The organism is Chitinophaga ginsengisegetis, assembly GCF_900168065.1.
Lineage (GTDB): Bacteria > Bacteroidota > Bacteroidia > Chitinophagales > Chitinophagaceae > Chitinophaga > Chitinophaga ginsengisegetis.
In genome coordinates, this window is the sequence record NZ_FUZZ01000001.1 from 472,012 (window position 1) to 498,312 (window position 26,301).

The window sequence follows — 26,301 nt, forward strand, 5'->3', positions numbered from 1 at the left end:
TGTAGCAGATAATATTTTTATTGTCTTTTACCGCAGTATTGTTATCCAGCCTTTATACTTTTTAATACCACTCTCCTTCTTCACTTCCAGTATATAGTAGTAGGTGCTTTCGTTCAGGTTAGAACCGTTCCAGTCGTTACGGTAATCCTTCGATTGGTACACCTGTCCACCCCAACGGTTGAAGATGTAGATCGCAGAACCCGGATATTTCTCCAGCCCGCCGATGACGAACCTTTCGTTCTTGCCATCGCCGTTTGGCGTGATCACATTCGGGAAGGATAAGTCTGAACCTTCTACTCCTACCGCAGACACCCCTACGTTATTGGTACTATCGGCATCCGGCATGTTTGTACTGTAAGCGGTGGCTTCATTGATCAGCTGTCCGCCTTCTATTACACGGGCTGTCAGCGTCATTTGTACGGAAGCTCCAACTGCCAGGTCGCCGATATTCCATTCTATCAGTTTAGTCGCCGGCGTTACCACTACGTCTCCTCTTTCTGCGGAAGTATGACTAGGCACATCCAGCTGTACCGGTAAGCGGTCCTCTGCTTTCACAGCGGTTACCGGTATGTTACCCGCATTCCTTACGGTGATGCGGTAGGTCAGGTTCTGACCCATGCGGTAAGGTCCAACTGCCGGCGCCACGATTTCTTTGGTTACAACCAGGTCGCCTGCCAGTTTATCGGTATCTGTGATAGTAACAGTGGCATCGCTGGCAGCACCTTTTGTGAAGGTGTAGCTGGCCGATTGTCCGCCGGTGAGCATGAATACCACTGTTTCCGGTGTTTCTACTTCACTGTCGTTCAGCACACTCACGGGAACGGTTACACTGCTGGCGCCTGCCGGGATGGTAATCGTACCGGTAATAGCGGTGTAGTCAGCATCCGGCGTGGCAGTACCACCTATCATGTATTGTATGGTGATGGCGTCTGCTGTGCGCTTGCCGCTGGCCAGGCTGATGGTGAACTCGCCGTTGACATTCGGCTCAGTTGCATCCGGTCTGCTGGCGGTAACAACCAGGTTCAGGTTAGTGTTATCATCGTCTGCAATGTTTACGGTAGCAGTGCTGTTAGTACCTGCGGTGTAGTTAACGTTGCCCGACTTACCACCGGTAACAGTAAGTACTACTGTTTCCGGCGCTTCTATCAGGTCATCATTTGTTACGCCTACGGGAACGGCTACACTATTCTGACCGGCAGGGATTACTACCGTGCCTGTGAGGGCGGTGTAGTCAGTGCCACCTGTAGCACTACCTGCTATGGTATAAGTAACGGTAATGTCTTCAACAGGTATTTTACCGCTGGCAAGACTGATCGTAAACGCTCCCGGTGTGGCTGGTTCTGCCGCATTTGGTGTAGTGGCACTAACCACCAGGTCCAGGTTGGTGTTATCATCGTCTGCTATGTTCACCGTAACAGTATTGCTGGTACCTGGTGTGAACACCAGGCCGGTAGCAGTACCGCCGGTTCCTGTGATAATTACTGTTTCATTTCCTTCAATCAGCTGGTCGTCGGTTACGGTTACCGGTATGGTAACGCTGTTCTGACCTGCCGGGATTACTACTGTACCGGTGAGGGGGGTGTAATCGGCGCCACCTGTAGCCGTACCTGCTATGGTGTAGCTGGCGGTGATATCCACGGAAGCGGTAACACCTGTTGGCAAACCAATACTGAAGCTTCCATTAGCAGCCGGTTCTGCACCGTCGGCGTTTTTGGTGACGTTCAGCACCAGGTTGCTTTCATTATCCGTGATGTTCACCGTAGCATTACCGGTACCTGTGAGGGTAAAGCTGGTAGAGGTACCACCGTTCAGTGTCAGGATCACAGTTTCTGTACCTTCTATCACCTGGTCGTCTGTTACGGTTACGGGAACGGATACACTATTCTGACCCGCCGGGATCACTACCGTACCTGTAAGGGCGGTGTAATCTGCATTCGCGGTAGCGGTACCAGCAATGGTATAGGTTACCGTGATAGCTTCTGAAGAAGTAATGCCTGCCGGCAGACTGATAACAAAATTGCCGTTAGTAGCCGGTTCTGCGCCGTCTGCACCTTTAGTAACGGTCAGCGCCATGCTGGCCGGCGTGCTGCTTTCATTATCGGTGATATTTACGGTAGCACTACCATTGCCGGTGAAGGTGAAGTTGGCAGAAGTACCGCCGTTAAGCGTACCAATTACTGTTTCTGTTACTTCTATGATCTGGTCATCTGTTACGGTTACGGGAACAGATACACTATTCTGACCCGCAGGGATCACTACCGTACCTGTAAGGGCGGTGTAATCTGCGTTCGGGGTAGCGGTACCGGTTACGGTATAGTTCACCGTGATGTCTTCAGATGAAGTGATACCTGCAGGCAGGCTCACAGTAAAGTTGCCGTTAGTGGATGGTTCTGCACCATCTGTTCCTTTGGCGATAGTCAGTGCCAGGCTGGCCGGTGTGCTGCTTTCATCATCAGTGATGTTTACGGTAGCATTACCGTTGCCGGTGAAGACGAAGCCTGTGGATGTTCCGCCGTTGAGCGTCATGGTCACGGTTTCAGTTACTTCAATTACCAGGTCGTTCACCACGGTTACGGGAACGGCTACACTATTCTGGCCTGCAGGGATGATGATGGTTCCTGTGATGGCGGTGTAGTCTGCACCACTGGTAGCGGTACCACCTATTGTATAGTTTACCGTAATGTCTTCGGAAGAAGCGATGCCTGAAGGCAGACTGATATTAAATCCGCCGTTGGTAGCCGGTTCTGAAGCATCTGTTACTTTGGTTACAGTAAGTACGCGGTTAGCCGGTGTATCCTCATCATCTGTAATATTCACGGTGGCATTACCGGTACCTGTAAAGGTAAAGCTGGTGGATGTTCCGCCGTTCAGTGTCATGATCACGGTTTCGGTGTGTTCAATCAGCTGATCGTCTGTTACTGTTACCGATACATTCACACTGTTCTGTCCTGCCGGGATCACTACCGTGCCGGTGAGGGCCGTATAATCTGTTCCGCTGGCGGCAGTGCCGGTGATGGTATAGTTCACGGTAACATCTTCAGAAGAAGCAACACCTGCAGGCAGGCTGATGGTAAATGCACCATTTGTTCCCGGCTCTGCGGCGTCTGTAGTTTTAACCACACTCAGCACCTTGTTGGCAGGATCGCTTTCATCGTCGGTGATGTTTACCGTAGCATTGCCTGTACCGGTGAAGGTGAAGCTGGTGGATGTTCCGCCGTTCAGTGTCATGATCACCGTTTCGGTATTTTCAATCAACTGATCATCCATTACTGTTACCGGTACGTTCACGCTGTTCTGACCAGCAGGGATCGTGATGGCGCCGGTGATGGCGGTATAGTCTGTACCGGCAGTTGCGGTACCACTAATGGTATAGTTAACGGTGATAGCTTCAGAAGAAGCGATACCGGTTGGCAGGCTGATGATAAAGCCGCCGTTGGTAGCTGGTTCTGATCCGTCTGTTGCTTTGGTTACAGTAAGCACCTTGTTCGCTGCTGTGTTCTCATCGTCCGTAATATTCACGGTGGCGTTGCTGGTACCTGTGAAGGTAAAGCTGGTAGACGTACCGCCGTTCAGTGTCATGATCACGGTTTCGGTGTTCTCAATCAACAGGTCGTTGATTACGGTAACCGGTACATTCACGCTGTTCTGACCCGCCGGGATGGTGATCGTTCCGGTGATGGCCGCATAATCTGCACCACTGGTAGCGGTACCACTAATTGTGTAATTAACGGTGATAGCTTCAGAGGAAGCGATACCTGCAGGCAAGCTGATGTTAAAGCCGCCGTTGGTAGCAGCTTCTGCTGCGTCTGTTGTCTTTAATACCTTCAGCACACGGTTAGCCGCTGTATTCTCATCATCCGTAATATTCACGGTAGCATTACCACCGGTAGTGCTGGCAGTGAAAGTGAAGCTGGCAGAAGTACCGCCTGTGATAGTGGCATCTACGGTTTCGGTATTCTCAATGAGCTGGTCATTTGTTACTGTTACCGGAACCACTACACTGTTCTGACCCGCAGGGATTACTACAGTACCGGTTAAGGCGGTGTAATCCGTACCACTGGTGGCAGTGCCGCCTACGGTATAGTTTACCGTAATGCTTTCGGATGAAACAATGCCAGCCGGCAGACTGATCGTGAAGCTACCGTTTGTAGCCGGTTCTGCGCCGTCTGTTGTTTTCACAATAACGAGGGTGCGGTTAGCCGCGGTGTTCTCATCATCTGTGATGTTCACGGTGGCTGTGCTGCCACCGGTGAAGGTGAAGCCGGCAGATGTACCACCCGTGATAGTCATACCCACTGTTTCGGTATTTTCCAGGATCTGGTCATTGATCACCGGTACCGGTACGGTTACGCTATTCTGACCGGCAGGGATTACCACGGTACCACTGAGGGCGGTGTAATCTGTTCCGCTGGTAGCTGTACCGTTGATGGTGTAGCTCACGGTGATCGCTTCTGAAGAAGCAATACCTGCAGGCAGGCTGATGGTGAACTCACCATCCGTACCTGGTTCTGCGCCGTTCTTAGTAGCGGCTACAGCGAGTATGCGGTTAGCCGGGATATTGTCGTCATCCAGTATGTTTACAGTGGCGCTGGTGGTGCCGGTGAAAGTAAAGCTGGCAGAAGATCCGCCGCTCAGCGTCATCACCACTGTTTCTGTATTTTCTATCAGCTTGTCGTCGATCACCGGTACGGAAACAGTCACACTGTTCTGGCCCGCAGGGATCACTACCGATGCGCTCAGCGTAGTGTAATCAGTACCTGCGGTGGCGGTGCCGCCGATAGTATAATTTACCGTTACGTTCTCAGATACGGTAATACCGGCAGGCAGACTGATCGTGAATGTACCGGCTGTAGACGGTTCTGATGCGTCGGCAGCTTTGGCTACACTAAGAATCCGGTTAGCCGGGATGTTATCATTATCGGTAATATTCACGGTGGCGTTACCGGTACCTGTAAATACAAAGCTGGTAGATGTACCGCCGTTCAGCGTCATGATCACGGTTTCGGTGCCTTCAATGATCTGGTCATCTGTCACTGTCACGGGCACGGCTACACTATTCTGACCGGCAGGGATGGTGATCACTCCTGTGATAGCGGTGTAGTCTGTACCGGCCGTAGCAGTACCTGCTATGGTGTAGTTAACAGTGATGTCTTCTGAAGAAGTAAATCCGGCAGGCAGACCGATATTAAAGCTGCCGTTGGTAGCTGGTTCTGCACCATCGCCTGTGTTGGTTACCACCAGTACACGGTTAACAGCCGTGTTATCATCATCCGCAATATTTACGGTAGCATTACCGCTGGTAGTGCTGGCAGTGAATGCAAAGCTGGCAGATGTACCGTTAGTCAGCGTCATGATCACAGTTTCTGTGCCTTCAATGATCTGGTCATCTGTTACGGTAACTGGTACGGCTACACTATTCTGACCGGCAGGTATGAGTACTGAACCGGTAAGGTTGCCGTAATCAGTACCATTCGCGGCGGTACCGGTGATGGCGTAATTCACGGTGATATCTTCTGCTGCAGTGATACCGGCAGGCAAACTTACATTGAAGTTGCCGTTGGTGCCTGGTTCTGCACCGTCTGCTGTTCTGGTTACCAGCAGCACACGGTTTGCAGCGGTGTTATCGTCATCATTAATATTCACAGTAGCATTACCGTTGGTAGTGCTGGCAGTGAAGGTAAAGCTGGTGCTTGTACCACCTGTAAGCGTAAGGATTACGGTTTCGGTGTTTTCAATGATCTGGTCATTAACCACACTCACTGGTACGTCTACACTATCCTGTCCCGCAGGGATCACTACCGTACCGCTAAGGGTATTGTAGTCGCTTCCACTTGTGGCGGTACCACTTACGGTATAATTCACGGTAATATCTTCGGCCGAGGTTACTCCTCCAGGCAAACCGATCCTGAAGCGGCCGTTTGTTGCCGGCTCAGCTGCATCGCCTGCGTTACTTACGCCCAGTACCCGGTTAGCCGGCGTGTTATCGTCGTCTGCGATATTCACGGTAGCATTGCCGCTGGTGCTGCTTGCCACGAGCGTGAAGTTGGTGGAGGTAGCTCCCGTAGCCGTTAATATTACTGTTTCTGTATTTTCTATAATCTTATCGTCGGTTACTACTACGGTTACCGGTGCACTATTCTGACCAGCAGGGATCACCACGGTTCCACCCAGGGCGGTGTAGTCAGTGCCACCTGTGGCGGAACCGCCTATGGTATAATTAACCGTGATATCTTCTGATGCAGTATATCCTGCCGGCAGTCCTACTGTGAATGTGCCATTGGTAGCCGGTTCCGCACCGTCTACAGGATTGGTCACATTGATCACCAGGTTAGCCGCCACATTGTCGTCATCTGCAATGTTCACGGTAGCATTACCGCTGGTGGTGCTGGCAGTGAAATTGTAGCTGGTGCTGGTACCACCTGTCAGCGTGAGAACCACGGTTTCGGTAGTTTCAATTACCTGTTCGTTGATCACCGGTACAGTTACCGTTACGCTGGTTTGACCGGCAGGAATAATCGCCGAGCCACTCAGCGCGGTATAATCTGCACCGCTGGTAGCACTACCACTGATAGTGTAATTCACGGTGATGGCTTCGTCTGCGGCAACAGTTCCGGGCAGACTAATGGTAAATAAGCCATTTGTGCCTGGTTCTGCCGCGTCGGTGGTTTTCACCACAGAGAGTATGCGGTTAGCGGCCGTGTTATCATCGTCTGTAATATTCACAGTATCGATGCCATTCGTAGTGCTGGCGGTGAGTGTGAAGTTGGTGGAAGTACCGCCGTTCAATGTCATGATCACGGTTTCGGTATTTTCTATCAGCTGATCATCCTGTACCGGTACTGAAACGGCCACACCGTTCTGTCCTGCCAGGATCACCGCTGTACCTGCAAGTGCGGTATAGTCTGTACCACTGATGGCAGTACCCGTTGTGGTATAAGTAACGGTGATATTTTCAGCCGCTGTATATCCTGCCGGCAGGGTGATATTGAAGGAACCGTTGGTACCAGGTTCTGCGGCATCTCCTGCATTAGCAACACTCAGTACCAGGTTAGCTGCCACGTTATCATTGTCAGTGATATTCACGGTAGCATTGCCGGTACCGGTGAAGGTAAAGCTGGCAGAAGAACCACCCGCGAGGGTTGTGGTCACTGTTTCTGTATTCTCAATGATCTTGTCGTCTGTTACAACCACAGGAAGGTCTGCACTTTCATCACCTGCCGGGATCAGTACTGTACCACTTAAGGCGGTGTAATCAGCATTGGCGGTAGCTGTACCTGTTACGGTATAGTTTACCGTAATACCTTCAGCCGCGGTAATACCGGTAGGCAAACTCACCGTGTAGGCGCCATTGGTAGCTGGTTCTGCTCCATCTGCTTTTTGTGCGATAGTCAGTACCAGGTTGGCTGGGTTGCTGGCCTCATCATCAGTAATATCTGCGGTAGCGCTGCCGTTGGTACTGCTTGCCACCAGGTTGAAGTTAGTACTGTTGCCGCCCGTTAATGTTACGATCACCGTTTCTGTGTTTTCAATGATCTTATCATCTTTTACTGCTACCGGCAGCGTTACACTCGGCTGACCGGCGGTGAGTACGATGGAGCCGCTAAGAGCGGTGTAGTCACTGCCGCTGGTGGCGGTACCGGCTACGGTATAGTTTACGGTAATATTCTGAGATGCTGTGTATCCTGTAGGCAAACTGATCGTGAACGTTGGGTTGGTAGACGGTTCTGCACCATCTGTGTTTTTCGCAATGCTCAATACAAGACCGGTCGGTGTATTATCATCATCTTCAATATCCATAGAAGCATTACCGCTGGTAGTGCTGGCCGTGAAGTTGAAGTTGGTGCTGGTACCGCTGTTCAGCGTCATGGTCACCGTTTCGGTTCCCTCAATGATCTGGTCATTGGTTACCAATACCGGCACCACTACGGTGTTCTGGTTGGCCGGGATCACCACGGTACCGGTGAGGTTTGTATAATCTGTGCCATTCACTGCACTACCTGTAATGGTATAGTTTACGGTTACATTTTCTGCAACGGTAACACCTGTGGGCAGGCTGATCCTGAATTCACCGTTAGCAGATGGTTCTGCTGCATCAGTGGTCCTGATCACGCTCAGCACCAGGTTATCAGGTGTATTGTCATCATCCGCAATATTCACGGTATCCCTACCATTGGTAGTGCTGGCGGTGAAGGTAAAGCCGGAAGAAGTACCGCCGGTGAGACTCATGATCACAGTTTCTACATTTTCTATGATCTGGTCATCTTTTACATTTACCGGTACAGATACCCCATTCTGACCAGCAGGTATGATCGCCGTAGCGCTCAATGCCGTATAGTCGTCGCCGGTAGTGGCAGTACCTGTAACGTTATAGTTCACCGTGATTGGTACTGATGAAGTATAACCGGTTGGCAGGGTGATACGGAACGAGCCGTTGGTACCCGGTTCAGCAGCATCTGCTGATTTAGCCACACTGAGTACAAGGTTAGCCGCTACCCCATCATCGTCTGTGATATTTGCAGTAGCATCACCATTGGTAGTGCTTGCCGTGAAGACAAAGGCCGGAGAAGTGCCACCTGTAACAGTAGCTATCACTGTTTCTGTTCCTTCTATAATCTTATCGTCTGTAACGGTCAGCGGTACAGGTGCACTGTTCTGGCCGGCAGGTATTACAACAGAGCCGGTGAGTGTAGTGTAATCTGTTCCGTTAACGGCGGTACCTGCGATGGTATAATTTACTGTTATTGGCAGGGCCGATGTAACACTGGTTGGCAAACTAACAGTGAATGCGCCGTTAGTACCTGGTTCAGCTGCATCGGTTGTTTTGGTAATGCTGATTACCTGGTTAGCTGCGGTATTATCGTTATCAGCGATGTTCACCGTAGCGGTACTGCTGCCGCTTGCAGGCGTGAAGGCAAAGCTGGTGCTGGTGCCTCCTGTAAGGGTCAACGCTACGGTTTCTGTGCCTTCTATAATCTGATCGTCTTTTACGTCTACAATTACCTTCACGTCGTTCTGACCAGCAAGTATCCGCGCGGTACCGGACAGGGTGGTGTAATCGTCGCCACCTGTGGCTGTACCAGCTATGGTATAGGTAACGTCGATGTCTTCAGATGAGGTGTAACCTGCAGGCAGACTGATAGTGAATTCCCCATCTGTAGCCGGTTCTGCACCATCTCCAGTGTTGGTTACCAGCAATACTTTATTTGCGTTGGTATTATCATCATCAGCGATATCCAGGCTGGCTGTGTTGCCGGCTGCATCTGCACTGTAGGTGAATGAGTTACCGTCTGTACCACCTGTAAGGTTTAATATAGCCGTTTCCGTTTTCTCAATAATCTTGTCGTCTATTACCGCCAGTGGTATGGTAATGCTGTTGGCGTTAGCCGGCAGGGTAATGGTACTAACCGAGTAGTCGGTATTACGTACGGCAGTACCAGTCATGTTATAGTTCAGCGTGATATTGGCAGCAGAAGTATAACCGGCAGGCAGGCTTATCGTATAGGCGCCAGCGGTAGATGGTTCTGCAGCATCAGTGGTCTTCACCACTTTCAACACCTGGTTCACAGCAGTGGCGTCATCATCTGCGATGTTCACAGTAACCGCATCGTTGGCCGGATCCGGCGGGAAGATGTAGGCGTTACCACCACCATCTGTAGCGCTGCCCGACAAGAGCGTGATTGTCATTGTTTCAGTAGGCTCAATGATCTGGTCGTCCAGTACCTTGAGATCTACAGATATAGCATTGGTATTAGGCGGGATCACAATAGTGCCGAGTGCTTCATAGTCCACACCTGATACACCGGTGCCGGATACGCTGTACCCTACCGTAATAGGCCATGCAGAAGTGGCCACTCCCGCCAGCTTCACCGTAAATGAGCCGTTGTTAGCTGGTTCTGAGGCATTGGTGCCGGCAATTACCTGCACTGGCGTACTGCTGGCAGCATTGGCATCTATGATATTTACTACCGCTCCGTTTCCGGAAGGATCTATGGTAAACGGATAACTGCTGGAGGCTGCGTTGAGGAGGGTCAGTATCACGGTTTCCGGTCCTTCAACCGCACCGTCATTACCTGCGTCAACATCTATGAACACTTCATTGGCTCCCGCCGGGATCACAATATTACCACCCGACAGTCCCAACAAACTGTAGTCAGTTGTATTAGTGGCTGTTCCTCCCATCGGAGCAAAGGTCACCACCACATCTTCAGAGCTGGTAACACCCGGTGGCAGGGAAATCCTGTACTGCCCGTTAGTGCCGCCTTCTATCGCGTCGGACACTTTGGTGAGTAACACAATATTGCTGTTGGCAGCATGGTCATTGTCGGTGATATTCACGGTAGCGGAGCCGCCGCCACCTGCAACGGTGTAGGTAAACAGTGCGTCGCTACCTCCGGTGATATTCATGATCACGGTTTCATCCGGCTCAATCACGGTGTTGTCTATCACATTCACGGGAACGGATACACTATTCTGACCGGCCAGTATGGTGATGGTACCGGTAATAGCCTGGTAATCTGTACCAGGAGTTGCGGTGCCACCGGCAATGGTATAAGTTACCTGGATATTGTTGGCTGCGGTAATGCCTGTTGGCAGGCTCACTTTAAAGCTACCGTTAGTAGATGGTTCTCCCGCATCGGCTGCTTTGGTAACAGCCAGTACCTGGTTGGCAGCGGTGTTATCATCATCCGCCACATTCACCGTTGCGTTGCCGTTGGTAGTGCTGGCGGTATATGCAAAGCCGCTGCTCGTGCCACCGCTAACAGTAAGGATCACGGTTTCTGTACCTTCTATGATCTGATCGTTGGTAACGGTTACGGGAACGGTTACACTATTCTGGCCGGCAGGGATTACAGCGGTACCTGTAAGGGCGGTGTAATCGGTGCCACCTGTGGCTGTACCACCAATTGTATAGGTGACGTTGATGTCTTCTGATGGTAAGATACCGGTAGGCAAGCTAATAGTAAACTCACCATTGGTACCCGGTTCTGCCGCGTTGCCGGTATTGGTAACACTCAGCACACGGTTGGCCGGTGCGTTTTCATCATCAGTAATATTTACGGTGGCATTGCTGTTAGTAGTGCTGGCAGTGTAAGTGAAGCCGGTGCTGGTGCCGCCGGTCAGCGTGAGTATCACCGTCTCGGTGTTTTCCACAAGCTGGTCGTTGATTACACTAACTGGTACGGATACACTGTTTTGACCCGCAGGCAGGATTACCGTGCCGGTAAGCGCGGTGTAGTCCACACCACTTCCGGCGGTACCTCCTACTGTGTAGTTTACGGTAATTGGTAACGCTGCTGTATAACCTGTAGGCAAACTGATTGTAAAGGCGCCGTTGGTGCCTGGTTCTGACGCATCGCCGCCATTCACCACACTCAGTACCTGGTTCGCGGCAATGTTATCATCATCGAGGATATTAGCCGTAGCACTGCCGTTAGTAGTGCTGGCGGTAAAGGCGAAGCTGGTGCTGGCGCCGTTGGTAATGGTGGCGGTGATCGTTTCTGTACCTTCTATGATCTGATCATCTTTTACATCTGCAGAAATCACCACACTGTTCTGACCCGCAGGTATAATAGCGCTGCCACTTAATGTTGTATAGTCGGTACCATTAGTACCGCTACCTGTAACTGTATAATTAACCGTTACCGGTTCTGATGAGAGTATAGTTGAAGGGAGACTAACTTTGAAGCTGCCATTAGCAGCAGGTTCTTCAAGATCTGCCTGTTTCACAATGCTGAGCACACGGTTGGCGGCTGTGTTGTCGTCATCTGTGATATTCATTGTTTCCTGGCCATTGGTAGGGCTGGCAGTGAAAACAAGACTGCCGGCAGTACCACCGGTAATAGTTACCACAACTGTTTCGGCGTTCTCAATGAGTTTATCATCGATCACGTTTACAGGCAGTGTAATACCGTTTGCACCGGCAGGGATGGTAGCGGTGCCGCTAAGGGTAGCGTAGTCCGTTCCACCGGTAGCCGTGCCACTTATGGTATAGTTCACCGTAACAGGCTGGGCAATCGTTACCCCTGTAGGCAGCTTAATGTTGAACACATTGTTTGTTGCCGGTTCGGCGGCATCGCCTGCTTTGGTGACGCTGAGCACGCGGTTGGCAGGGTTATCATCATTATCGATAATGTTTCCCGTAGCGCTGCCTTCAACCGGATCAGGGGTAAAGGTAAAGCCGCCGGCAGAGCCACCAGTAAGAGTTATCACTACTGTTTCTGTGCCTTCTATAATCTGATCGTCCACTATGGTACCAGCTGAAGCTGAACCCAGAGCACCAGCTGGAATAGTAGCTGTTCCGCTGAAATGGAACGGAGTCAGGCCGTTATAATCTGTACCTAATATTGCGGTACCACTTACCGTATAATTTATCGTTACGTTTTGAGAAACGGTTACTCCCGGAGCAAGCAGGTAATTGAATCTGATAGAGCTGCCTCCTTCAGCCCCATCGCGGGCTACCTGTACCCTTATCATGCGGTTAGCGGCTGTATAGTCGTCGTCAGTAATGTCTACTGTAGCATTTCCAGCTGTTGTGGATGCGGTGAATACAAAGCTACCACCGGTTCCGCCGGTAATAGTCGCAACAACTGTTTCGGTCGGTTCAATGATCATATCATTGATAACAGTAACCGGTACGGCCACACTATTCTGACCAGCCGGTATGGTTACAGCGGCAATGGTGTTATAGTCAGTGCCGGCAGTAGCCGTTCCCGCTACAGAATAATTCACGGTAACAGGCACAGAAGAAGTGATTCCCGCAGGCAGGCTTACGGTGAAGCTGCCAGGAGTACCAGGTTCTGCTGCGTTACCGTTATTGCTGATGCTCAGCACACGGTTAGCGGCAGTGTTATCATCATCGGTGATATTTGCAGAGGCATTGCCGTTTGTAGTGCTGGCGGTATAATTAAAGTTGGTAGAAGTACCGCCGGTGAGCGTTACTACTACTGTTTCGGTACTTTCTATCTCCTGGTCGTTGATCACATTTGCCGGCAGTGCAACACTGTTCTGTCCTGCCGGGATGGTTACCGAGCCGCTTAACGCAGTGTAGTCTGTACCACTGGTAGCAGTACCACCTATGGTATAATTCACGGTAATATCTTCCGAAGGTAAAACACCCGCAGGCAGGCTGATCTTGAACGCGGCGTTGGTAGCCGGTTCTGCGGCATCAATAGTTTTAGTGATGCTCAGCACACGATTGGCCGGGGTGTTATCATCATCATTAATATTCACTGTAGCATTACCATTGGCAGGGCTGGTGGTGAAAACAAAGCTGGTGCTGGTACCACCTGTGAGCGTGATGGTAACCGTTTCGGTATTTTCCATCAGCTGATCATTGATCACAGTTACCGGCACCAACACACTATCCTGGCCGGCAGGTATTAACGCCGTACCTGTAAGCGAAGTATAGTCGGTACCGCCAATGGCAGAGCCGCTTATTGTATAAGTTACAGTAATAGGTTCTGAAGAAGTGATACCTGTTGGCAGACCAATTTTAAAGGCCCCGTTGGTGGCTGGCTCGGAAGCATCGCCTCCGGCATTGATCACGCCTAAAACGCGGTTAGCCGCGGTATTATCATCATCAGCGATATTTGCTGTAGCGCTGCCGTCGGTGCTGCTCACAGTGAAAGTAAAGCTGGTACTGGTACCGCCGGTCACCGTTGCAATAACGGTTTCTGGGATCTCAATGATCTTATCATCAGCAACGGTGAGCGGTAAGGACACACTATTCTGTCCTGCAGACAGCAGAACAGTTGTTCCCAGGGCGGTGTAATCTGTGCCACTGGCGGCAGTACCGGTAGGTATATAGGCTATGGTAATATCTTCTGATGAGGTGACACCCGCGGGCAGGCTGATCGTGAAAGCGCCATTGCTAGCCGGTTCTGCGGCATCAGTTGTTTTAACGATGCTCAGTATACGGTTGGTGGCAATGTTATCATTATCAGCAATAGTAACAGTAGCGTTGCCGTTGGTAGTGCTGGCGGTATAGGTAAAGCTGGTGCTGGTACCGCCGGTAAGCGTTACAAGCACAGTTTCCGGAATCTCAATCACCTGGTCGTCGGTTACACTAACTGGCAGGGCTACACTTGGTTGACCAGCCGGTATAGTAACGGTACCTGTAAGGGTGGTATAATCAGACCCACCTGTGGCTGTACCGCCTATGTTGTAGCTGACGGTAATGTCTTCAGTAGGAATAATACCTGCCGGCAAACTGATGGTAAAGCCACCATTAGCTGCCGGTTCTGACGCATCGGCCGTTTTGGCGATACTCAGTACCAGGTTGGCCGGTATGTTTTCATCATCTATTACATTCACAGTGGCATTACCGGCAGCAGTACTCGGTGTAAGGGTGAAGTTGGTGGAGGTACCGCCTGTTACGGTCAACAACACTGTTTCCGCTTTTTCCACGAGCTGGTCATCGCTTACGATAACCGGCACGGCTACACCGTTCTGGCCCGCAGGGATGATTACTGATCCGCTCAACGCGCCATAATCCGCGCCTGGTGTGGCGGTACCGCCAGTGCTATAGCTCACGGTAATATCCTCCGATGCGGTAACACCCGCTGGCAGGTTTACATTGAAGGCGCCGTTGATAGCCGGCTCTTTAGCATCACTGCTCCAGGTTACGCCTACAGTTGTTTTAGCAGGATTATTACTGTCGTTATCGTTAATGTTCAGGGAGGCAGCAGCCTGTGTGCCGCTGATATTATAACTGCTGCCGCTGGTAGCGCCGGTGGCGGCGTTCAGCGTAACTGTTACGTCTTCTGTTATTTCAAGGATGTTATCATCGGTAACCACTACGGGCAAGGCTACACTGTTACTTCCCGCCGGGAAGGTAACAGTGCCGTTCAGCGTCGTATAGTCGGTGCCGTTAGCCGCGGCACCTGTTACGGTATAGTTCACGGTAATATCTTCTGTGGCCACTATGGATGCAGGCAAGCTGATACTAAAGGAACCGTTCTGTGTACCTTCTGTACCGTCCTGTACTTTGTTGATGGCCAGTACTTCTTTGACAGCAGTTAAACCGCCAAAAGTAGAGAAGTTCTGAATACCGCTGAATTCAACGTATTCCACGCCATCCTGCTGACCGGTAGCGGATGGGGCGATCTCGGTAATATTCGCCAGTCCCTGAGGAGCCAGATCGGCCAGGGTAGCGGTAATATCACCAGCATGCTTGAACCATGTCCACCGTTGTGCGCCTGTTACGCCGCGGGTACCGGAAAGCATGTTCTCTGCATTTGTTCTTTCTACAGGATTCCAGAAGAGGCGAAGCGTTACGCCGTTGTTCTGGGTCAGATTAGCACCGGTATAGGTAATCTGTACCAGTCTGCGCATTAACTGCGTACCATAATCGGTACCGCTGTTTTTGCCCAGCGCTGCGGTCATATCCCTGTTCACATCTACAATAGCAGACAGTTTGGTTACGTCCATTGTGTTGCCGTTCAGGGCAATGGAAGCAATGTATTTATTAGGATCAGAAGGATCAATGAAATAAAGTGTGCCGTTATTGATACAGGTGGCGGCTACTGTTCTCACGGTAGCATCCGGCACCAGGTTGGCGGTGCGTTCAGGATGACTGGTAATGAGCGTAAACACCACACCATCTGTGAGTGCGCTTACATTTTCGAAGCTCACCACACCTCCATTAAAGGCGGTAGCTGGTATTTCAGTAACTGTACCGGTAGCAAAGTTACCGTCGCCATCCTGGTCGATCATGATGGTGAAATCGGCGGCTGCGCTACCTCCTACGGTAATGCCGTTCAGATCGAACTGCAAACTGAGTGGTTGCGTGCTGATATCATAATTGGTGAACTGCGTTTTCCATTCCTGGGTGAGACGTTCAGCGATACAGCTGCCAACCGGCAGGTCGGTGCCGGTTACAGTGAGCGCATTGCTGTTGCTACCGAGTATGAGATAGCTTTTATCTGCACCAAAAGTACTGGTGTTATCTGCATTGGTAGCGGCAATGGAACGGATACCGGCAGTGAGGATAGAGCCGGTATGCACGCTGCGGGATTGTTTCTGTACAAGCCCTTCTGCATCATCCCTACCAATACCAAAGATGTTGTTTTTATAAGTACTATTAGCGGTAGCGTTCCAGATCACGGAGCCGTTTGTGGCCAGGTAATTCTGTGCCGCTGATTGGTCAAGCGTAATACCGTATTTGATACCGAGGTATGATTCTACCTGCTGCGCCTGTGTAGGCGTGAGCGCGGATTTGTATACGATTACTTCAGGGATCTTACCGTTGAAGATCCGGTTGTCCAGTGAAGTATTGTCTGTGGTGCGGCCTCCTATTTCAAAGAAAGAACCGTCTACACCAGTGCCGCAGCTTGCACCGAGGGCACTTTGTTTACCATTTAGCCAGGTGCGTCCGTTCAGCGGGTTATTGGCATTTACATAAATACCCCTGGCGATTATTGGACCTGCATAAGGAGGAGTGGATGGCGCCACCAGGCATCCGGAGCCGTCGAGACTGAAATTACCAGTGGAGCTATACAGCAGTCCTCTGCCGGATGCACCCGTTGCTGACCAGTTACCGTTGGAACTGAAGATGCCTGTCAGCCCGTTTGGAGGAAAGGCTTCCGGTTTATTTACAGAGAATATAGACAAGTCGGCTGTTGTATTCCAATTGGCGGCGTCATTTCCTTTAAGGGATTTGCCCAATGCACCGGTGAAATCAATTGCCGGGTTAAAGTTAATACCGTTAGGAACACGAACGATATCTGCCGAAGCAGTGATCGGATCTGTATGACTTGGTTGTGCAGCACGCAGTTCTGTCACCATAGTACCGCTTTGGTTCAACCATTGTTCTACCTGGTTGCTGCCATTCACCTGTACGTCTGCATCTGCTTTCACCCACAGCTTTTCACCCGGCACACCGCCCGGTGAGGTAACGAAGCTGGCAAAAGTGAAGTATTGGCCATTGGTAAGATCAAGGGTGGTTGAATAGCTTGGAACGCCGTTCACGTCTCCTTCAGACAGTTGGATGAACTGGTCTGCCCCGTCAAAAGTAGCGTCGCTGCTTATTGCCAGGTAAGGCGTAGTAGCGCTTAACGGCAGCTGATTTTTCGGGATGGAAATGGCCACCGAACCAACGGTACCTGTTTCCTGCACTTTCCAGATTCTCGCCATACGCGTAGTTACAGCGGAGCTACCGGTGATGGCGGTGGTAAATAAAGTGCTGGCGCCATCATCGCCCCACACCATATATGATTTATCTGCTGCGAATGTATTGGTATTGGCAAGATTGCTTGCAGCAATGCCACCCAGACCCACTGTGGGCTGGAAGCCTGCATTGATGCTCCTGCTCTGCTTCTGTACCAGTCCTTCCACATCATCGCGGCTGATACCGGTGATATTGTTTTTATAAGTAGCATTGGCCGTAGCATCCCATACTTTAGTGGTGCCATCGGTAGCCAGGTAATCGGTAGCAACAGTTTGATCTATCGTATAGCCGTACTTGATAGCCAGGTAAGTGGATACACGTTGCCGTTCAGTGGCGGTTAACGCGGCTGGATATACGATAATATCTCCCAGCGTACCGTTCCAGGACTGGTTAATGTCCCACGGAGCGCTACCTACCTGGGCGCCGCCGGTACCTGTATTCCAGGCTTTCGCCAGTGGCCCGCCCAACACTTTCATTTTACTGTACAAGGTGGCATTGCCGCCATTGCCGGCCCATGATCCCACCATTTCATTAAACATGCCCGCCTGCCAGTTACCGGCAGCACTTACCACGTCATTGGCATATCCCACAAAATCGGCTGTGCCGTTACTGCCAATCGTCGCAATACCGGTAGCCGTGCTGGTAGCTGCAGCGCCGTATCCGAGCATGTATCCATTGCCGGCGCTGGAGGATAAGCTACCTGTACCGAAGAATGTTCTGGCACTGGTGCCTAACGGCAGCTTGGTAATATCCAGGTTCAGATAATCTGCCCCGTCAAATTTCACTACCGGGTTAAAGTTGGCGTTGTTAACAGTATTATTCATGTACAGCGGCTGACTTGCCGGTACAGTTGTTTGTGTAGCGTTGTTCAGTTCTGACGCGTAGTCCGTCCAGCCATTGATAGCACTGTTGTCTGTAGTGCTGGAAGTACCTGCATCGGCACGCAGCCACAAGCTGGTACCAACCACACCACCAGGCGTTTTGATAGACGCACCGTAAGTGAAGTATTGACCATTGGTTAAATCCACCGTAGCGGCATATTGTTTCACGCCGTTGAGCGTTGTTTCAGTCACCGGAATGAACTGGTCCGTTCCGTCGAAGGTGTCGTCATTACTGATGATGAGGTACGTTTGCGCAGCATTGGGCAGTGCGTTGTATGGCACTGCTACCTGTACGTTACCAATGGTACCGGTTTCCTGTGCCCTCCAAACCCTTGCCATGCGGTAGTTAGCCACAGGGTGACCAGTGAGCGGAGTTTTAAAGAGACTGCTACCGGCGTTATCACCCCATACCATGTAAGATTTATCCGCTGCAAATGCATTTGTATTTCCTGTATTTGTTTCAGACAGGCTGTTCAGGCCGATAGCCAGTTGTATGCCATCTGCTGTATTGCGGGATTGTTTCTGGTTAAGATCTTCCGCATCGTCGCGGCCGATACCGGTGATATAGTTTTTATAAGCACTGTTTGTTGCAGCGCTCCATATGGTGCTGCCATCGGTGGCGAGGTAATTAGAGTTGCCATTATTCAGCGAAATACCATACTTGATGGCCATGTAAGTATTTACACGTTGCTGCTCTGTTGGCGTGAGCGCATTGGTATAAACGATCAGGTCGCCCATGCGGCCATTGTAGGAGCTGGCGTTAGCACCCAACTGGAAGATGCTGTTGTTACCGCTAAAAGTACTGGTATTATTACCATTGGCCACATTTAAGCCATTCCTGTAAATGGCCTGCTTGTTGGCAGCAAGACTAATATCGTCGGTAGCAGTCCAGAGAATAACCTGGTTGCTGATATCTCCTGCATTGTAAGTAAGACGGTTACTGATATAAGGAGCATCCCAGTAAACAATATTATCACCCCAGGTAGCATGCAGTGTAAACTGTGTACCTGTGCCGGCTTGTTCCGTAAAAATAACGGTGTTTACAGGCGTCGTCTGACTGGCTGCAAAGAAAGCATTCGCAGCGGTATAGTTGCCTGTTTTCAGGAACGAGCTACCTGTCATTGAATGAGGAGCGCCGTTAAACTTCACCACCGGGTTGAAGTTCATGTTGCTCGTAGCATTGTTGAAATAAAACGGCTGATTGGCCGGCGTTGCCTGTGACAGGTTATTTCCATTAGGGCTATAGTCGTTCCAGCTACTGATCGGTGTATTATCTGCGTTGGCAGAAGTACCCAGATCCGCGCGCAGCCATATCAGGCTACCGCTGTTTACTCCGCCGGGATATTTTACCGCAGCGCCGAAGGTGAAATAGATACCATCAGGCATCAGGCTGGAGTTGAGCGTAATTGTTTTATCTGCGTTCAGCGGCAACTCCTGGTTGATAGTAGCAAAAGTAGGATCTGTACTGATCAACAGGTATGCTTTCGTACCCGGTGCATCCGCTTTGAGTGTAATTGGCTGATCCGCCCAGTTGGTTTTATCTACCTTCCAAACGCGGGGCAGGCGGCGGGTAACGTTTGTTCCGCTTATAGTATTTCCGTAAGAGGTGGCTAACTGCCCGTTATCTCCAAATACAAAGAAAGATTTATCGTTGGTAATAGTATTAGTATTCTGTTCATTGGTAATAGCAACGCTGTTACCCAGGGAGAGGGTTACAAAACCAGTGTCTACACTGAGCGATTGTTTGGTGTTCAGTGCAGTGGCGTTGTCTCTTCCTATACCGGTAATGCGTGATTTATAAACAGGATCGGCGGTCCAGTATTTAGAGCCATCGGTGGCCAGGTAATCTGTAGCGCCGTTACCGATCGTAATACCGTATTTAATACCGAGGTAAGATTCTACCGACTGGCGTTCAACATCTGACAATACGCGGTTATAGGCGATCACTTCTCCCATATTACCCTGCCAGTAAAGTCCCCTGGCGGCTATAGTACGGGAGCCGATTGAAATAAGATTGGCGGTGAGTGGTGTTAGATTAACGGTACCCTGGTTGTCAAAAGTATAGTTTTCAAACAAGCGTATACCGTTAGGGGTATTGTTTGCCTGGGAGGCGCTGAAAATGTATGGTTTACCAGGTGCGGCAGTGAAAAATCCACCTACACCCGCCAGTGATGCGGCATTCTCCAGGTACTGCAGTTGTCCTGTATTAACAACCCGGAATTCCATTCCATGAGATGAACCCACTGCTCCACTGCTGACAAGTTCTCTGGGTGTTGCCGGAGCAAACCCTAAGCCGCTGCCCACCGCAAAAATGGTGGATGTAGCAGGATCAATGCGTGTAGTAGTGATATCCAGGAAATCGTCCGTACCATCAAACACAAGGCCGTAGTTAAAGTTGAGTGCTTTCGCATCCGTGATAGGCTGACTGCCCACTACCCCTTGTAGCGCATTATTGCCATAGTTGCTGTAATCGTTCCACTGGCTGCCACCAGACATACCATCATCTGCACGCAACCAGAAATTAATACCATCTTTTACACCATTCGGTCCGGCGATGCCCCTGGCGAAAGTAAAGTACGCGCCATCAGCCAGCACGTTGCTGTTAACAGTAACGGTACCATCGGCATCCAATGCGTAGGTAGCATCCCCTGCACCAAAAGTAGCATCAGTACTTACGAGCAGGTAAGTCCGCGCGTTGCCGCCGGACAATTTGAAAGTAATATCCTGGTCGGCCCAGTTATTTTTCTGCGCTTTGAAAATGCGCGCCATGCGGTTGTTAATATTACTGATACCAGTTACCGGTGTCAGGAAAGTAGTAGCTGCGCTGTTATCTCCAAAGGTGAAGAAAGAAAGATCGTTGGTAATAGCTGTTGCATTGTTTTTGTTAGATGTAGCAATTGCCGCACCCACAGCAATGGTTACTATGCCGGTATCGGAACTCACAGATTGTTTCTGATACAGCATGCCTCTGTCGTCACGACCTATACCGGTAATATGTTTAGCGTAGCTGCCACCAGTGGAAGCCTGCCACATTTTAGTAGTGCCATCGCTGGCGAGGTAATCCAAAGGCGTGTCTATTCCCAGCGTAAGACCATAACGCAGCGCCATATAGGATTGTACCTGCTGACGTTCCAGGGCACTCAGCTTGCGGGAGTATAATATTACTTCGGGTATATCACCATTGTGCACCGCATTGTGACCGGCCCCTATATAATCCCTGTTGCCGACTGGTGACACGAAGTTTACCGCGTTGGCATTGGCCGTCAGTAATATCTTTCCATCAATACCGGCTGCCCAGTCGTTGGTGGCGCTCCAGATATTCAGCAAATGTGAATTGCGCACATTTACACTGGCAGGGTAAGCAAAGTTTCTGCGGGCCGTGCCGGAGCCGAAATAAGTATATTGATTGTTATTGCTCCATACATATATAGACTGATTACTGGCATAAGTTCCTCCAAATTCAAAAGGATAATTGACGCCAGCGGTAGCAGCATCAACATTAGATGTTTGTACGCTAAATATCTCGCCGGCAGTAAAAGTATTGGCGACCTCCGGCTGTTGTATGAAATAATTGCCGGTGGCGCCACTGCCGTTAAAGCTTACACCCGGGTTAAAGTTGAAGGATGCTTCCTTCCAGGGAGCATTGCCTCCATTAACAGGCACCCAGGTGCGACGGGCAGCGCTCAGCTCTTTCCATTGTGCCACGCTGTTGCCACTCATTACTGCGCTATCCGCACGGACCCATACTTCCAGGCCCGCTGCTATACCAGCCGGTGCAGCCTGTGCATTAGCGAAAGTGAAATAGGCGCCATCCGGCAGCTGGTCGCTGTTGAGCGCCACCTGACCTCTTTCATCCAGCACATACGCCTGATCTCCAGCTCCGAAAGTTTCATCGTTACTCACCAACAGGTAGCTGGTGGTATTTCCGCCGATCAATGCCATCCCGATAGGACTATTAGCCCAATTGGTGCGATCCATCTTATAAACACGTGCCATGCGCACGGTAATATTGCCCAGTCCTGTAACGGCCTGGCTATACGTAGCCGGCTGGCCATTATCACTGAACGTAAAGAAAGAACGGTCGTTGGCTATAACACCGGAGTTTTCTACACTGGAAGATGCAAAGCTGTTGCCCACCCAAAGGGTTACATTGGCGCCATCCAGCTGCGACCGGCTCTGCTTTTGGAGCAAAGTACCATTATCATCCCTGCCGATGCCGGTGACGCGTTCACCGTAACCGGTGTTCTTGGACGCGGTCCACATCCGGGTACTGCCATCGCTGGCGATGTAATCGGTAGAAGCACCTGCTGCTGTTTTCACAGTGATACCATATTTCAGACCCAGGTAGCTGTTTACCTGCGCACGCTCAGCCGCGTTTAACCGCCTGCTATAGAGAATCACTTCGGAAAGGCGCCCGCTGAACATGGAGTTATGCCCTGCACCGATAGCAGAGTTAGATCCTCCTCCTCTGCTGAAATTAACCGGGAAGGCTGCGCTGCTGCCAATCGTTTTGCCATCAAAGCTCACTGCCCAGTCACCGGGAGCGCTCCAGTTATTTAATATATGCGCCCGGTTTATATTTATGCCTCCTATCGAATACCCAGGGCGTGAGTTAGTACCAAAGTGCGTATAGTGGGTACCGTTATTAGAATAGAACGTTGGGGCAAGCGTTACCGGATCCCCACCGAATTCAAACGGGTAACTCTGTGTAGTGGAAGTTGGCGCCAGGGTAGAAGTTTGCACAGAGAATATTTCGCCGGCGGTATTGCTTTCAGTGAATCTCGGTACGCTGAAATAGTTGGTTCCGGGCAAGTTGACAGTAGCGTTATAGTTAATGGGGTTGTTTTCCCAGCCAACCGGTGCATTAGCAAGGGCTAAAGGCCATTCTCTCTGCGCAGCCTGATCCTCCCATTTAAGGATGTTGCCATCAACCACTGTGACACCTGCATCCGCTTTTACCCATGCCTGCAGATTAGTGGCTACCCCACCGGGGAACCGCTGCAGTTTACCAAAGGTGAAGAAAGCACCATTGGCCAGATCGGCGCTGGAAAGGGTTATGGTACCGGCGCTGCTCAGTTTCAACTCTTTGCTAACGGTACCGAAAGCAGCGTCTGTGCTGATGAGGAGGTAATTATTTTCTGTACCGCCGTCCAGTTTCAGGGTTACCTGCTGGGTATTATCCCAGCCGGCAGTTTTCTGTACCTTCCAAACGCGGCCCATACGCTGTGTGGCGTTTGTGCTGGTTACCGCAGTAAAGTAACTGGTAATACCGTTGTTATCACCAAATACCAGGAATGATTTATCCTGTGTGAAAGTATTTGTATTGGCAGCATTGGAAACGGCCAATGCATTTCCTAATGCAATGGTCACGATGCCGGTATCCTGGCTCAGCGATTGTTTCTGATTCAGCATGCTGCAATCATCGCGGCCAATACCGGTGATGCGCATGCCGTAACCTGTATTGGAAGCAGCGGTCCATATTTGCACAGCGCCATCGCTGGTAATATAATCCGTTGCACCCGCATTCAGCGTGATACCGTATTTCAGCGCCATGTATGATTCAATGCGCTGTATTTCTGCAGGAGTAAGATCACGGTTGTAGATGAATACTTCAGGGATCAATACCTTTGAAAATTCACCGTTAAACGCACCGCCCACATCCAGGGTCCATACGCCGGCATCAGAAGCCGCACCGTTTTTCAACAGAACGCCGTTGCCTTTAAATTCATATGCGCCGGTTGCTCCCCTTTCAAATGAGTAGAGTTTACCTTTTGTGGTTATTGCATTTCCGGTATTCAACCAGGCTTCCGAATACAGCCGGTTTTCCGTCCCGGCGTGCCAGCCCAATAATTTATTACCGGTGGAACTGGTGAATACGCGGCCGGTTTGTGAGCCTTCCAGGAGTCCCATACCCATAATGGAATAAGCGCCCGTTACACCAGCTGAAGCAGGTACTACGTGCGCGTCGTTACCATCATAATAAATGGCGGGGTTGAAGTTCACCATGCCGGTGGTATTGTCCGGATCACCTGTCACAATCATGTGATTGGCATTTCCGGAAATATCGCCCCAGTTCACGCCGTTCACTGCCTGGTCTGCCCGGTACCAGGCCCGGATGCCGCTGTTTACACAGGCAGGCCCCTGGAAGGTCATAGGGATGCTGTTCCCAAACTCCGATGTACCGCAATTGTTGGCGGGTATACGGAGCGTGGCTGTCCAGAAACCGATGCCGGTGGCGCCGGGTCCTGTATTATAAGTAATCGTTTGTGTAGAAGTACCAGCGGCTAATCCTGTTAACGTCGTAACATAATATTGCCCGCTCGTTTTGTTCGTAGCGGGATCATTGGCGTAAATATCTACCGTGTATTGCGCACCGGCTGTTATATTTGGTATCGTGAGTTGCAACTGGTACTGCCCTCCCCCCTGTGCGGTGGATGAAACCAGTACCGGCGTTTTGCCGGCAGCAGCGGTGTAAGTACAGTTACCGGCTGGCAACGCGATGCCCAGACCGGTATTATTATAAATGGAGTTATTGGTGATGATCACTTTGTTAGGGGCGTCATTGTTAATGCCCGTGGCTTTGTTGTCGTGTATCACGCAACCGCTTACCTGTGCATCCGTTACGCCTGCGCCACCGTAAAACCAGATGGCGTGGTTAGTGTTGTTCACCAGGGTATCGCCTGCCAGGTCTACATCTGTTACCGCATTGGCGCCGTTTACCACGATGCCCGACCGGGTTTGATTATAGAAAGATGAATTAACGATATCTACATTGCCTCTGGCGAAATTGCCGCCAAACTCAATACCATCCGTATTATTGGTGAACTTTGAATTAGTTACCTGGAAATTTGTGGCTGCAGCAGCTACAGTAATACCATCTACATCGAATTCATTAAAAGTAACATTATTGATGGTGACTCCGGTAGCAGCCGCCAAAAATGAAACGCCCACATCTGCATCATCTGTATTGGCAAGTTTATCCCCGTTCAGCACGGAGTTACTAAGGTTAAAGCCGTTTACGGTACTTTCAAATCTGACAGAAGCATTCCCCCCGTAAAGTCCGGGTACCCGGTTCTCCGTCTCCAGCTTATTGATCGTAATATTGCTGGCGGCGCCATTGAACCAAATACAATAGATATCATTTTCATTTATGTCTACTGTATCCAGCGTAACATTGTTTGTTGTATTATCGAAGCGGATGGCGTAGTCCCCATCATCATCCGCTCCTATTGCATCCATATCTATCGTGGTCCGGTTAATCTCAAAATTGGTAGTGGCATAATCGCAATAGATACCCAGCGATACCCCACTCCATAAGCTATCAAGCTTCACATTCCTGAACATCACATTATTAGCTGTTTCCACTGCGCCGGCAGTATTATCGAGCACAATTGCATTCTGGAAACCGCTGATATTACTATTGGTCAGTGTAAACCCGTTCACGCCCGCATCCCTGAACACAATACCCTCAGCACCCCGCACATTCCCCGCTGTGCTCAGCTGGATATTGTCCATCACCAGGTTGGTCTGCATACCGTTCATAAAATAAAAAGCCCGCCCGATAACAGGGCCGGCGCTATTAGCTGGTTCTACATCCGTAGAATATATATTCTTTACCGTTAGATCCGTCGATGCCCCCTGCACCCTCATAAATGCATTCAGGTAGTTACCAACCGTACTGAAAGATCTTATATTATCAATGGTGATACCTGTCCTGTTCGGAAAAATGTCTACATCAATATCCCCGTTGTTCTGTATGGTAAAATTCCGGATAGTTACACTATCTGCATTAATCACAAAGGGATTAATAACGGAATTGGTACCGGTGGAATACAGCAGGATCTTGTTCTGCCCATCGATAGTCAGCTTCTTTGACGTAATGGTGGGCATGGAAGACGCGAGCGTAATCTGCCCGTGTACATTGAACACGATGTTATGCGGCCCCGCGCCCGCTGCGTTTGCATCCAGGATCGCCTGTCTGAAGGAACCAGGCCCCGCGTCATTGGTATTAGTGACGGGGAAGCTGTTTGCAGTCGCGGCAACGGTCATCATCATGCCAAACAGTGCCAGCAACAAACGCTTACAGCCTTTGCTGAAAAATCTTGAATCGGGATTCGTAACATTAAAGAGGGACATAATGCAATAAACTTTGTGTAATGAGGGGGCCGGTCGGCTATGTTGTACATAGCAAACAGGGAAAGATCCTTTCCAGGAACCTTTGCGTGCTTGTATTCAGATATGGTTGCTTATTAA

The 26,301-nt window shown here is 50.4% G+C and carries 1 protein-coding gene; it reads right to left on the minus strand.

Annotation, left to right across the window (positions count from 1 at the left end):
• Positions 1–27 precede the first annotated feature (27 nt).
• Positions 28–26,184, minus strand: a complete 26,157-nt coding sequence (locus B5Z18_RS32230; RefSeq protein WP_143313465.1) for a DUF8202 domain-containing protein — start codon at positions 26,182–26,184, stop codon at positions 28–30.
• Positions 26,185–26,301: the final 117 nt, after the last annotated feature.